This is a genomic window from Bradyrhizobium sp. USDA 326, from assembly GCF_049739485.1.
Classification (GTDB): Bacteria; Pseudomonadota; Alphaproteobacteria; order Rhizobiales; family Xanthobacteraceae; genus Bradyrhizobium.
The window spans coordinates 2,786,340-2,799,408 of record NZ_JBMGQA010000001.1 but is presented as its reverse complement, the minus strand read 5'-3'; the positions used below and the strand labels follow the sequence as shown (position 1 = coordinate 2,799,408).

Below are 13,069 nucleotides of genomic sequence, written 5' to 3'. Positions count from 1 at the left end.
TGAGTGGAATCACCACGTCCAGAGCGCATGAGCAAAGCGGCCGCCCCAAGAATCGAGCTCGCCAGCGCCGATCCCTCGATCGCGCAGGAGATGGCACGCTGGCTGTCGCATCTCGGCGCCGAACGGCGGCTGTCGCCGAAGACGCTGGAGGCCTATGGCCGCGACTTGCGGCAGTGCCTGGATTTCCTCAGCAATCATTGGGGCGAGCGCGTCACGCTGGCGCGCTTCGCGGCGCTGGAGGCCACCGACGTCCGCGCGTTCATGGCGATGCGCAGGGCCGACGACATTGCCGGCCGCTCCCTGATGCGCGCGCTGGCGGGGCTGCGCTCGTTCGGGCGCTTCCTCGAACGCGAAGGCAAGGGCAAGGTCGGCGCGCTCTCAGCGATCCGTGCGCCCAAAGTTGCAAAGAGCCTGCCGAAGCCGCTGCCGATGGCATCCGCAAAGCGTCTCGCCGATGCCGACGAGCGCGCCGGCGAGGAGCGCGAGACGTGGATCCTTGCACGCGACGCCGCGGTGATGGCGCTGCTGTACGGCTCGGGCCTGCGCATCTCCGAAGCGCTCGGCCTGAAACGCCGCGAGGTGCCGCGTCCCGGCGAAGGCGACGTGCTGGTTGTGACAGGCAAAGGCAACAAGACCCGCATGGTGCCGGTGCTGCAGAACGTGCTCGCGCTGATTCAAGAGTACGTTGCGATGTGCCCCTATCCGCTGCCCGCGGAGGGGCCGATCTTCGTCGGCGCGCGCGGCGGGCCCTTGAGCCCGCGCATCATCCAGCTCGCGATGGAGCGGCTGCGCGGCGCGCTGGGACTCCCCGACAGCGCCACGCCGCACGCGCTCCGGCATTCCTTCGCCACGCACCTGCTCTCGCGCGGCGGCGACTTGCGCGCGATCCAGGAATTGCTCGGCCATTCCTCGCTGTCGACGACGCAGGTCTATACCGGCATCGATTCCGAGCGGTTGCTCGAAGTGTATGCCAGCGCGCATCCGCGACGCTGACACACTCTCGTCATAGCTCGCGTGCCTCTTGCGCGGCGTCCACGGTTCGGTCAAATCGTGGGGAACCGAGACAGGGAGAGACATGATGGGCGCACATGAAAGCATGGAGCACGCCGAGCACGCCGAACACGCGTCCGGCTCGAACAAGAAGATCGCGCTCCTGATCGCCGTGCTGGCGCTGTTCCTGGCGATCTCCGAGACGCTCGGCAAGGGTGCGCAGACGGAATCGATCAGCAAGAACGTCGAGGCCGCCAATCTCTGGGCATTCTTCCAGGCCAAGAGCATCCGCCGCACCGTGGTGCTGACTGCCGCAGAACAGGGCAAGCTGACGCTGGGCGGCACGACCGACGATGCCATGAAGGCGGCGGTGCAGAAGCAGGTCGACGACTGGACCAAGACTGCGCAGCGCTACCGCTCCGAGCCCGAGACCGGCGAAGGCACCGAGCAGCTCGCCGAGAAGGCCAAGCACGCCGAGCACGCGCGCGACGAGGCGACCGCGAAATACCACCATTTCGAGCTGGCCTCGGCCGCGTTCCAGATCGGCATCGTGCTGGCGTCGGCCACCATCATCACCGGCATGCTCGCGCTGGCCTATGTCAGCGGCGCGCTGACGGTCGCCGGCCTGTTCATGACCGCGCTCGGCCTATGGTGGCCGCATCTGTTGCATTTGCATTGAGGGCCTGAGCCCGGAAGCTCACCGCGCCTGGTGCACGCTCCTGCGGAAACGCTGGATCATGCGCAGCGTGCGGTTGGACCACCCCTCGCCGTCGCCGGCGATCAGCTCGCGGATGCGTCGCTTGATCGGGTCGACCAGCTCGGCGGCCTTGGCGCGCAGCCTCAGCACGAGCTCGTAGATCCGCTCGAACCAGCGCATCTCCAGAAGCTTGGCGCGCGTCACGTCGAACACGAAGGCGGTGACGCCGACGCCGACCAGCTTTCCGAACACGATCGTGAACAACGCGCCGGTCCAGTATTCATGCGCGAGCAGCCACAGGCCGACCAGCTTGAGCGGAAACAGCGGGACGACGGGGATCGCGAACACGAGCAGCGTCATGGCCGGCGAGAGCGCATCGACACGCTCCGTCAGCCAATGCTTGAAGCGCGCCAGCGGGATGGCCGCGACGACCTTGGCAACGATCGGCTCGAGATGATCCCACAGCCAGGCTTCGATCAGGAAGACGATCGCAAGCAGGACCCAGACCGGTTGAAGGAGGCGGCGCAGCATTTGTTTCCCGCCCGATTCGGTGCTGGGCGCGTGATTACATATGGATGGCTCGCTTGCCGACTGCAAGCGCGGCTTCCTTGACGGCCTCCGAGCGGGTCGGATGGGCGTGGCAGGTGCGCGCGAGATCCTCCGCACTGCCGCCAAATTCCATGAGAACACACGCTTCATGGATCATTTCGCCGGCTTCGCGGCCGATAATGTGCACGCCGAGCACGCGATCGGTCTTCGCATCTGCGAGAATCTTCACAAAGCCGTCAGTGGTCTGGTTGACCTTGGAGCGGCCGTTGGCGGTAAACGGAAACTTTCCGACGGTGTAACCGACGCCCGCCTGCTTCAGTTCCTCCTCGGTCTTGCCGACGGAGGACACTTCCGGAGTGGTATACACGACGCCGGGGATGACGTCGTAGTTCACGTGGCCGGCTTGTCCGGCGATGATCTCCGCGACTGCAACGCCTTCGTCCTCGGCCTTGTGCGCGAGCATCGGGCCGGCGACGACGTCGCCGATGGCATAGACGCCCTTCAGGCTGGTGGCGAAATGCGGATCGATCTGCACGCGGCCGCGCGAATCGAGCGCGACGCCGGCTTCCTTCAGGCCGAGACCGTCGGTGTAGGGCACGCGGCCGATGCAGACGAGCACGACGTCGGCCTCGATGGTCTCGGCGGCACCGCCGGCAGCCGGTTCGATTTTCGCGAGCAATGCCTTGCTGTTCGCTTCGACGCCGGTGACCTTCGAGCCCAGCTTGAATGCAAATCCCTGCTTCTCGAGGATGCGCTGGAATTGCTTGGCGATCTCGCCGTCCATGCCGGGCAGAATGCGATCGAGGAATTCAACCACCATGACTTCGGATCCGAGCCGGCGCCACACAGAGCCGAGTTCGAGCCCGATCACGCCGGCGCCAATGACCAGCAATCTGCCTGGCACCTTCTCCAGCGACAGCGCGCCGGTCGAGGACACGATGCGCTTCTCGTCGATGTCGATGCCCTTGAGCCGCGCGATGTCCGAGCCGGTGGCGATCACGATGTTCCTGGTCTCGACCACCTGCGACTTGCCGTCGGCGGAGATCTCGACCTTGCCCGTCCCCAAGATCTTGCCGGTGCCCTTGAGCACGTCGATCTTGTTCTTCTTCATCAGGAACTCGACGCCCTTGACGTTGCCGTCGATGCCCTGCTGCTTGAAGTTCATCATCGCGGGCAGATCGAGCTTCGGCGCGGAAACGCTCACACCCATCTTGGCGAAGGAATGACCGGCTTCCTCGAACATCTCGGAGGCGTGCAGCAGCGCCTTCGAGGGCATGCAGCCGACATTGAGGCAGGTGCCGCCGAGGGTGGCGTTCTTTTCGACCACGGCGACTTTCATGCCGAGCTGGGCTGCGCGCACCGCGCAGACGTAACCGCCCGGTCCGGTGCCGATGACGACGAGATCGTAGGTAGCCATGAGAGAAAGTCCCGTAAGGTTAGGCGTGATGAAGATGTGTCAGCGTCCGCGCAGCGCGTCAGCGTCCGCCGGTCACATCGAGAATGGCTGAGGTGACGTAGGAGGCCTCGTCGGACATCAGCCAGACGATGGCATTGGCGATTTCCTCGGCGGTGCCGACGCGCTTCATCGGCACCAGATGCGCCAGACGGTGGGCGCGGTCGGGCTCGCCGCCGGCGGCGTGGATTTCGGTGTCGATCAGGCCGGGACGGATTGCGGCAACGCGGATGCCTTCGCCCGCAACCTCGTAGCCGAGGCCGACGGTGAAGGAATCCACCGCGCCCTTGGACGCGGCGTAATCGACATAGGTGTTGGGGGCGCCGAGCCTGGCAGCAACGGACGAGAGGTTGACGATGACACCGCCCTTGCCGCCATGCCTGGTCGACATTCGCTTGATGGCTTCGCGCGCGCAGAGGATGGAGCCGGTGACGTTGACCGCCATCACGCGCTGGATGCGCTCGGCCGACATCTCGTCGACGCGCACGCCGCTCTTGCCGACGATGCCGCCGTTGTTGACGAGCGCCCCGAGCGTGCCGAACTCGTCGGCTTCCTTGAACAAATTGAGGATGTCGCTTTCCTCGGCGACATCGCATTTCACCGCGATGGCCTTGCCGTTGGCGGCCTCGATCTGCGCGACCACCTCGTCAGCGGCGGTCTTGTTGCTGGCATAGCCGACCACGACGCGAAAGCCGCGGGCAGCCGCCGCGATCGCGGTTGCCCGCCCAATGCCGCGGCTGCCGCCGGTGATGACAACGACTTTATCGGTCACGCGCACCTCCATGGTTCGACACGCGCCGCCGCGTTGATCGCGACGGCGCTCGCAAAGCGACAGGGATCAGAGATCGAGCACCAGGCGCGCCGGATCTTCCAGGCTCTCCTTGACGCGGACCAGGAAGGTGACGGCTTCCTTGCCGTCGATCACACGGTGATCGTAGGACAGGGCCAGGTACATCATCGGGCGGACCTCGATCTTGCCGCCGACGACCATCGGCCGCTCCTGGATCTTGTGCATGCCGAGAATGCCGGACTGCGGCGCGTTCAGGATCGGGGTCGACATCAGCGAGCCGTAGATGCCGCCGTTGGTGATGGTGAAGGTGCCGCCCTGCATCTCGTCGATCTTGAGCTGGCCGTCACGGGCGCGGCGGCCGAAATCGGCGATGCTCTTCTCGATGTCGGAGATCGACTTGTGGTCGCAGTCGCGCACCACGGGCACGACGAGGCCCTTGTCGGTGCCGACGGCGACGCCGATGTGATAGTAGTTCTTGTAGATCAGATCGCTGCCGTCGATCTCGGCGTTGACGGCCGGAATGTCCTTGAGGGCCTGCACGACCGCCTTGGTGAAGAAGCCCATGAAGCCGAGCTTGGCGCCGTGCTTCTTCTCGAACGCGTCCTTGTAGTGCGCGCGCAGCGCCATGACGTTGGTCATGTCGACCTCGTTGAAGGTCGTGAGCATGGCCGCGGTGTTCTGCACGTCCTTGAGGCGGCGCGCGATGGTCTGGCGCAGGCGGGTCATCTTGACGCGCTCCTCGCGGGCGGCGTCATCGGCCGGCGACGGCGCGCGGACCTGAACGGCGGCGGCGGGCTGGTTGACCGGCGTGGGCGCGGAGGCCGCGCGCTCGATCGCGGCTAACATGTCGCCCTTGGTGACGCGGCCGTCCTTGCCGGAGCCGGGAACGGTCGAGGCGTCGATGCCGGTCTCGGCCGACAGCTTGCGCACGGACGGGGCGAGCGGCGCATCGGCGGGCGGCGCCTTGGACGAAGCGGCGGCAGCAGCCGGAGCCGCAGCGGCCGCAGCCGGAGCAGCGGCAGGCTTGGCGGGCGCGGCGGCGGGCTTGGCAGCACCGGCACCGTCGGTGATCTGGCCGAGCAGCGCACCGACGGCGACGGTCGTACCATCGGCGGCGATGATCTCGCTCAGCGTGCCCGCGGAGGGCGCCGGGACTTCGATGGTGACCTTGTCGGTCTCGAGCTCCACCAAGGGCTCGTCGACGGCGACCGGGTCGCCGGCCTTCTTGAACCAGCGGCCGATGGTGGCCTCGGTGACGGATTCGCCGAGCGTCGGCACACGAATTTCAGTCATGGTCTTTTCCTTAAGGAGATCGCCAATGCGGTCATAAGTGCGGGTGTCATCGCCTGCGAAAAGCAAGCCATCCAGCAAACCGGACGTTCGTACTCTGCACGGACGCCACAGCGTACTGGATGCCCCGCTCCAGAGCGCGATTGCGCACGAGGCGGGGCATGACGCAGTTCAGAAAATTCAGCTCAGTGCTTCGTCCAGGAACGCCTTCAACTGCGCCTGATGCTTCGACATCAGACCGGTCGCTGTCGCGGCGGAAGCGGCGCGACCGACATAACGCGGACGCCGGCTCGCACCGTTCACCTGGTTCAGCACCCATTCCAGATACGGCTCGATGAAGTGCCAGGCACCCATGTTGCGGGGCTCTTCCTGGCACCACACCACTTCGGCCTTCTTGAAGCGCGACAGCTCGGCCACCAGCGCCTTGAGCGGCACGGGATAGAGCTGCTCGACGCGCATCAGATAGATGTCGTCAATGCCGCGCTTCTCGCGCTCCTCGTAGAGGTCGTAGTAGACCTTGCCGGAGCAGAGCACGATGCGGCGGATCTTCTCGTCCGGAACGAGCTTGATCGCCTCGTTCGGCAGCATCTGGGCGTCATCGTACAGGATGCGGTGGAAGGTCGTGCCTTTCGCGAGCTCTTCCAGACGCGACACGGCCCGCTTGTGGCGCAGCAGCGACTTCGGCGTCATCATGATCAGTGGCTTGCGGATCTCGCGATGCAGCTGGCGGCGCAGCACGTGGAAGTAGTTCGCCGGCGTGGTCGGATAGACCACCTGCATGTTGTCTTCCGCGCACATCTGCAGGAAACGCTCGAGGCGCGCCGAGGAGTGCTCCGGCCCCTGGCCCTCATAGCCGTGCGGCAGCAGGCAGACGAGACCGGACATGCGCAGCCATTTGCGCTCGCCCGAGGAGATGAACTGGTCGAACACGACCTGCGCGCCGTTGGCGAAGTCGCCGAACTGGGCTTCCCACAGCGTCAGCGTGTTCGGCTCGGCGAGCGAATAGCCGTATTCGAAGCCGAGCACGGCTTCTTCCGACAGCAGCGAATTGATGACCTCGTAATGGCCCTGCTCGCTGCCGAGATGGTTGAACGGCGTGTAGCGGCTCTCGTCCTCCTGGTCGATCAGGACCGAGTGGCGTTGCGAGAAGGTGCCGCGCTCCGAATCCTGTCCGGACAGCCGCACATGATGATTCTCGTGCAGCAACGTGCAGAACGCCAGCGCCTCGCCGGTCGCCCAGTCGATGCCGACGCCGTTCTCGATCGCCTTGGCGCGGTTTTCCAAGAAGCGCTGGATGGTGCGGTGGACGCGGAAGCCGTCCGGCACCTTGGTGATCTTGCGGCCGATGTCCTTCAAAACAGGCAAATCGACGCCGGTGACGCCGCGGCGGGCGTCCTCTTCCTGGTCGGCGATCTTGAAGCCCGCCCATTTGCCGTCGAGCCAGTCGGCCTTGTTCGGCTTGTAGGAGGTGCCGGCCTCGAACTCGGCATCGAGCCGGGCGCGCCAGTCGGCCTTGGCCTTCTCCACCTCGCCCTCGGTGATCACGCCCTCGCTGATCAGGCGCCGCGAGTAGAGCTCCAGCGTGGAGGGATGCGCCGCGATCCGCTTGTACATCACCGGCTGGGTGAAAGCCGGCTCGTCGCCCTCGTTATGGCCATGCCTGCGGTAGCAGAACATGTCGATGACGACGGGCTTGTGGAATTTCTGCCGGAACTCGGTCGCGACCTTGGCCGCGAACACCACGGCTTCCGGGTCGTCGCCGTTGACGTGGAAGATCGGCGCGTCGATCATCTTCGCCACATCGGACGGATAGGGCGAGGAACGCGAGTAGCGCGGATACGTCGTGAAGCCGATCTGGTTGTTGACGATGAAGTGCACGGAGCCGCCGGTGCGGTAGCCCTTCAGGTCCGACAGGCCGAAGCATTCCGCGACCACGCCCTGGCCGGCGAACGCGGCGTCGCCATGCATCAGGAGCGGCATGACGGAGATGCGCATATCCGGCGGATCGCCGTGCTGGTCCTGCTTCGCACGCACCTTGCCGAGCACGACGGGATCGACGATCTCGAGATGCGAGGGGTTTGCGGTCAGCGACAGATGGATCCGGTTGCCGTCGAACTCGCGGTCCGAGGAGGCGCCGAGGTGATATTTGACGTCGCCGGAGCCTTCGACCGCGTCGGGGTTGGCCGAGCCGCCCTTGAACTCGTGGAACAGCGCGCGATGCGCCTTGCCCATCACCTGGGTCAGCACGTTGAGGCGGCCGCGATGCGGCATGCCGAGCACGATCTCCTTCACGCCGAGATTGCCGCCGCGCTTGATGATCTGCTCGAGCGCGGGAATCAGGGACTCGCCGCCGTCGAGGCCGAAGCGCTTGGTACCGGTGAACTTGGTGTCGCAGAACTTCTCGAAGCCCTCGGCTTCGACCAGCTTCATCAGGATGGCGCGGCGGCCCTCGCGGGTGAACGAGATCTCCTTGTCGGGTCCCTCGATGCGCTCCTGGATCCAGGCCTTCTGCGCGGCATTGCTGATATGCATGAACTCGACGCCGAGCGTCTGGCAGTAGGTGCGCTCGCAGATCGCGGTGATCTCACGGAGCGTGCCGTATTCGAGACCGAGCACGTGATCGAGGAATATCTTGCGGTCGAAATCGGCTTCGCTGAAGCCGTAGGTGCGCGGGTCGAGTTCCTCGCGGTTGCGCGGGGCTTCGATGCCGAGCGGGTCGAGCTTGGCGTGGAAATGGCCGCGCATGCGGTAGGAGCGGATCAGCATCAGGGCGCGGACGGAGTCGCGCGTGGCCTGGAGCAGATCGGCGGAGGAGATATCGGCGCCCTTGTCGCCTCCCTTGGCCTGCGCCCTGGCAGCGATCTTGGCACCGACCGTCTTCTCGACTTCGGCCCAGTTACCGTCGAGCGCCGAGGTCAGATCGTCTTGCGGCGTCAGCGGCCAATTGGCGCGCTCCCAGGACGGGCCTTGAGCATTCTTGCGGACGTCGTCCGGCTGGTCCTTCAGGCTCTTGAAGAACTCCTGCCACTCGGCGTCGACCGAGGACGGGTCCTTTTCATAGCGGGCGTAGATTTCGTCGATGTAGGTGGCGTTGGTGCCCTGCAAAAAGGAAGACAAGGCAAAGGCTGCGTTCGCGTCCTGGCGAGACATACTGGAGTTCCTGGCGATTTCGGTTCGCGCATAACAAACGGCGCTGGCGCCGAGCTCCCCGGCAGAGGCTCGGCGCGACAGGCACCCTTTACCCTATTTGCTGCGAAACTTCGCCCGGAAAAGCACGAAGAAGTGAACTAGCCCTTCAACTTTTCGGCAAGCGTATGACCGAGGCGTGCAGGCGACGGGGACACTGTAATCCCTGCCGATTTCATCGCTTCGGTCTTGGAACCGGCGTCGCCCTTGCCGCCCGATATGATCGCGCCGGCATGGCCCATGCGGCGGCCGGGAGGGGCGGTGACACCGGCGATGAAGCCGACCATCGGCTTCTTGCGGCCGCGCTTGGCCTCGTCCTTGAGGAACTGGGCGGCGTCCTCCTCGGCGGAACCGCCGATCTCGCCGATCATGATGATGGATTCGGTCTTGGGGTCGGCGAGCAGCATTTCCAGCACGTCGATGAACTCGGTGCCCTTGACCGGGTCGCCGCCGATGCCGACCGCGGTGGTCTGGCCGAGGCCTTCCTGGGAGGTCTGGAACACGGCCTCATAGGTCAGCGTGCCGGAGCGGGAGACGATGCCGACCGAGCCGGTCTTGAAGATGTTGGCCGGCATGATGCCGATCTTGCACTCGCCTGCAGTCATGACGCCCGGGCAGTTCGGCCCGATCAGGCGCGACTTGGAGCCGATCAGCGAGCGTTTCACCCGCACCATGTCGAGCACCGGGATGCCCTCGGTGATGCAGACGATCAGCGGGATCTCGGCATCGATGGCTTCGCAGATCGCATCGGCCGCGCCCGGCGGCGGCACGTAGATTACCGACGCGTCCGCGCCGGTCTTCTCACGCGCCTCGCGCACGGTATCGAACACCGGCAGGCCCAGATGCGTCGAGCCGCCTTTGCCCGGCGAAGTGCCGCCGACCATCTCGGTGCCGTAGGCGATCGCGGCCTCGGAATGGAAGGTGCCGTTCTTGCCGGTGAAGCCCTGGCAGATGACCTTGGTGTTCTTGTCGATCAGGATGGACATGAGGTCTGCTTTCGCGAAACTAACGAGTGAGAGGTCAGTGGATGCGGCGGTAGACGCCGGTGAGCACGTCGGCCCAGCCCTCCGCGTCCGGCGAGAACTGGATCTTCAACGCGTAGGAATCGTCGTCGATGATCTCGTAGACGTGGCGCGCATTGCCGCGGAGCGAGCCGCGCACCAGCGTCAGGGTCTTGCCGACCCACCCGCCCGAAGCGGGCGAGGGCGGCGTGTAGCCGAGCGAATCGTACCAGAACAATTTGTAGGTACGGTCGTCACGATCGTAGGTGAAGACGCCGTGGGTGGCGAAGACCTGCTTGCCGTCGCGCATCTGAACCGAGTCCTGGATCAGGTAGAACCCGTTCAGATCCATGCGCGCGACGACGCGCGAAGTGGCCGGCCCGCCTGCAGTCCAGCGCGACGGGAAGACCATCTCTTCGCCATTCCATTCGCCGGCGAACGCGGCGAGACGCGCGTGCTCGGCAAGCGGGGATGATGCGGCGAGATGGTCCTGGGCCATGGCCTTAGCCTCCCTTGACGGCCTTCACGATCTTCTGCGCGGCGTCGTCGAGATTGTCGGCCGGCACCACGTTCAGTCCGGATTCACGGATGATCTTCTTGCCGAGCTCGACATTGGTGCCTTCGAGGCGGACCACCAGCGGCACGCTCAGACCGACCTCGCGAACGGCGGCGGTGACGCCCTCGGCGATCACGTCGCACTTCATGATGCCGCCGAAGATGTTGACCAGGATGCCCTTCACGTTGGGATCGGCGGTGATGATCTTGAAGGCGGCCGCGACCTTCTCCTTGCTGGCGCTGCCGCCGACGTCGAGGAAGTTGGCCGGCGCCATGCCGTAGAGCTTGATGATGTCCATCGTCGCCATGGCGAGGCCGGCGCCGTTGACCATGCAGCCGATATTGCCGTCCAGCGTGACGTAGTTGAGGTCGTACTTCGACGCCTCGATCTCCTTGGCGTCTTCCTCCGTCTCGTCGCGCAGCGCGACCACTTCGGGATGACGGAACAGCGCGTTGTCGTCGAACGAGACCTTGGCGTCGAGCACGCGGAGCTGGCCCTGCTTGGTCACGACCAGCGGGTTGATCTCCAGCATCGACATGTCCTTGGCGACGAAGGCGGCGTAGAGCTGCGCAGTGAGTTTCTCGGCCTGCTTGGCGAGGTCGCCGGAGAGGTTCAGCGCCTTCGCAACCGTGCGGCCATGATGACCCATGACGCCGGTGGCGGGATCGACCGAGAAGGTCACGATCTTCTCGGGCGTGTTGTGCGCGACGTCCTCGATGTTGACGCCGCCCTCGGTCGAGACGACGAAGGAGACGCGCGAGGTCTCGCGGTCGACCAGGATCGAGAGATAGAACTCCTTGTCGATGTCGGAGCCGTCCTCGATGTAGAGGCGGTTGACCTGCTTGCCGGCCGGGCCCGTCTGCACGGTCACCAGCGTCGCACCCAGCATCTGCTTGGCGAATTCGGCGACTTCGGCGGCCGACTTGGCGATGCGGACGCCGCCCTTGTCGCCGGCAGAGGCTTCCTTGAACTTGCCCTTGCCGCGGCCGCCGGCATGGATCTGGCTCTTCACCACCCAGACCGGACCAGGGAGCGCCTTGGCGGCGGCTTCCGCGTCGGCGGGCTTGAGGACCGGGACGCCCTTGGAGATCGGCACGCCGAACTCACCCAGCAGCGCTTTGGCCTGATATTCATGGATATTCATATGGTCGCTCCCTGAACCCGCGGGCGGTGACCCCATGGGCCCACCTCAGTCTTGTGGCTGGCATACCATATACCACAGGAACTGCAACCCGGATTCTATGACATCGAGATCTGGACTGCGCCGGAACCCGCCAAGCCTTAGACAAGTCAGTCAGCCGGGCTCCGGAAGTGAAACCGCCGAAGACCAGGTTTCGATCTTCGGCGGGGTATTGCTTGCGCCTTAGCGGCCGAGAAGATCGGGTGCGATCTTCTTGCAGGCGTCGACCAGGCCCTGCACCGCGCCGACCGACTTGTCGAAGGCCTCACGGTCCTTGCCGGCGAGCTCGATCTCGACCACGCGCTCGACACCCTTGGAGCCGATCACCACGGGCACGCCGACATACATGTCCTTCACGCTGTACTCGCCGTTGAGATAGGCGGCGCAGGGCAGCACGCGCTTCTTGTCCTTCAAATAGCTCTCGGCCATCGCGATCGCGGACGCGGCCGGGGCATAGAAGGCCGAGCCGGTCTTGAGCAGGTTGACGATCTCGGCGCCGCCGTTGCGGGTACGGTCGACGATCTCGTCGAGGCGCGCCTGCGAGGTCCAGCCCATCTTGACGAGGTCGGGCAGCGGGATGCCGGCGACGGTGGAGTACTTCACCAGCGGCACCATGGTGTCGCCATGGCCGCCGAGCACGAAGGCGGTGACGTCCTCGACCGAGACGTTGAACTCGTCGGCCAGGAAGTAGCGGAAGCGGGCCGAATCCAGCACGCCGGCCATGCCGACGACCTTCTTGTGCGGCAGGCCGCTCGCCTTCTGCAGCGCCCAGACCATGGCGTCGAGCGGGTTGGTGATGCAGATGACGAAGGCGTCGGGCGCGTATTTCTTGATGCCGGCGCCGACCTGCTCCATGACCTTGAGGTTGATCGAGAGGAGGTCGTCACGGCTCATGCCGGGCTTGCGCGGCACGCCGGCGGTGACGATGCAGACCTTGGCGTTGTCGAGCGCCTCGTAGGAGTTCGCGCCGCTGTAGTGCGCGTCGAAGCCGTCGACCGGCGAGGACTGCGCGATGTCGAGCGCCTTGCCCTGCGGCACGCCCTCGGCGATGTCGAACATCACCACGTCGCCCAGCTCTTTCAGGCCGATGAGATGAGCCAGCGTTCCGCCGATCTGGCCGGAGCCAATCAAAGCAATCTTGTCGCGCGCCATGTGAACCTGTCCTTTAGACACGTAAGGAGGGGAAAACTGAGACGGGTGGTTATCCCTTTCGCCTCCCCCGTTCAAGTCGCCGAATGCCCAATTGTCGGGCTTGGCGCGATAGCAGCCATACAGGTCCGTCATTCCGGGGCGTGCGAAGCACGGGCCCGGAATCCATCGGGCGGCAGAGTTCGTGGCGCGATGGGTAGCTCGCGACTTTCGTCGCGCCCCGGAATG

The 13,069-nt window shown here is 65.2% G+C and carries 11 protein-coding genes; 2 read left to right on the top strand and 9 right to left on the bottom strand.

The annotated features are described in order from the left end of the window. Nucleotides 1–27 precede the first annotated feature (27 nt). Together ABIG06_RS13375 and ABIG06_RS13370 are read left to right on the top strand one after the other, a co-directional pair. Nucleotides 28–993 (top strand): tyrosine recombinase XerC, encoded by a 966-nt coding sequence (locus ABIG06_RS13375; protein WP_370137012.1) that lies wholly within the window; start codon nucleotides 28–30, stop codon nucleotides 991–993. Nucleotides 994–1,078: 85 nt separating this feature from the next. After that, a complete protein-coding gene (locus tag ABIG06_RS13370; RefSeq protein WP_124163544.1) occupies nucleotides 1,079–1,669 on the top strand; it encodes a DUF4337 domain-containing protein in 591 nt (196 codons plus the stop codon). Nucleotides 1,670–1,687: 18 nt separating this feature from the next. Here ABIG06_RS13370 and ABIG06_RS13365 read toward each other — a convergent pair whose 3' ends face one another. The 9 genes from ABIG06_RS13365 to mdh form a co-directional block, all read right to left on the bottom strand. After that, entirely contained in the window at nucleotides 1,688–2,218 is a 531-nt protein-coding gene (locus tag ABIG06_RS13365) for a hypothetical protein (protein ID WP_370137010.1), read from the bottom strand. A 34-nt stretch (nucleotides 2,219–2,252) separates the two neighbouring features. Next, nucleotides 2,253–3,653, bottom strand: a complete 1,401-nt coding sequence (gene lpdA, locus ABIG06_RS13360; RefSeq protein ID WP_124163542.1) for a dihydrolipoyl dehydrogenase — start codon at nucleotides 3,651–3,653, stop codon at nucleotides 2,253–2,255. Between the two features lie 58 nt (nucleotides 3,654–3,711). Then, nucleotides 3,712–4,473 (bottom strand): SDR family oxidoreductase, encoded by a 762-nt coding sequence (locus ABIG06_RS13355; protein ID WP_370137008.1) that lies wholly within the window; start codon nucleotides 4,471–4,473, stop codon nucleotides 3,712–3,714. 54 nt (nucleotides 4,474–4,527) lie between these two features. Next, nucleotides 4,528–5,772, bottom strand: a complete 1,245-nt coding sequence (odhB, locus tag ABIG06_RS13350; protein ID WP_124163540.1) for a 2-oxoglutarate dehydrogenase complex dihydrolipoyllysine-residue succinyltransferase — start codon at nucleotides 5,770–5,772, stop codon at nucleotides 4,528–4,530. Between the two features lie 177 nt (nucleotides 5,773–5,949). Next, complete coding sequence (locus ABIG06_RS13345; protein ID WP_124163539.1) at nucleotides 5,950–8,919, bottom strand: 2-oxoglutarate dehydrogenase E1 component; 2,970 nt, start codon at nucleotides 8,917–8,919, stop codon at nucleotides 5,950–5,952. A gap of 137 nt (nucleotides 8,920–9,056) precedes the next feature. Next, a complete protein-coding gene (gene sucD / locus ABIG06_RS13340; RefSeq protein WP_370137006.1) occupies nucleotides 9,057–9,941 on the bottom strand; it encodes a succinate--CoA ligase subunit alpha in 885 nt (294 codons plus the stop codon). Nucleotides 9,942–9,975: 34 nt separating this feature from the next. After that, on the bottom strand, nucleotides 9,976–10,455 hold the full coding sequence (locus tag ABIG06_RS13335; RefSeq protein WP_370137004.1) for a DUF1579 family protein: 480 nt from the start codon (nucleotides 10,453–10,455) through the stop codon (nucleotides 9,976–9,978). 4 nt (nucleotides 10,456–10,459) lie between these two features. Continuing rightward, nucleotides 10,460–11,656, bottom strand: a complete 1,197-nt coding sequence (gene sucC, locus ABIG06_RS13330; RefSeq protein ID WP_124163537.1) for an ADP-forming succinate--CoA ligase subunit beta — start codon at nucleotides 11,654–11,656, stop codon at nucleotides 10,460–10,462. A gap of 219 nt (nucleotides 11,657–11,875) precedes the next feature. Then, nucleotides 11,876–12,844 carry a malate dehydrogenase gene (gene mdh, locus ABIG06_RS13325; RefSeq protein WP_028177733.1) on the bottom strand — a complete coding sequence of 323 codons (969 nt, stop codon included), beginning with the start codon at nucleotides 12,842–12,844 and terminating at the stop codon, nucleotides 11,876–11,878. Between the last annotated feature and the right edge of the window lie 225 nt (nucleotides 12,845–13,069).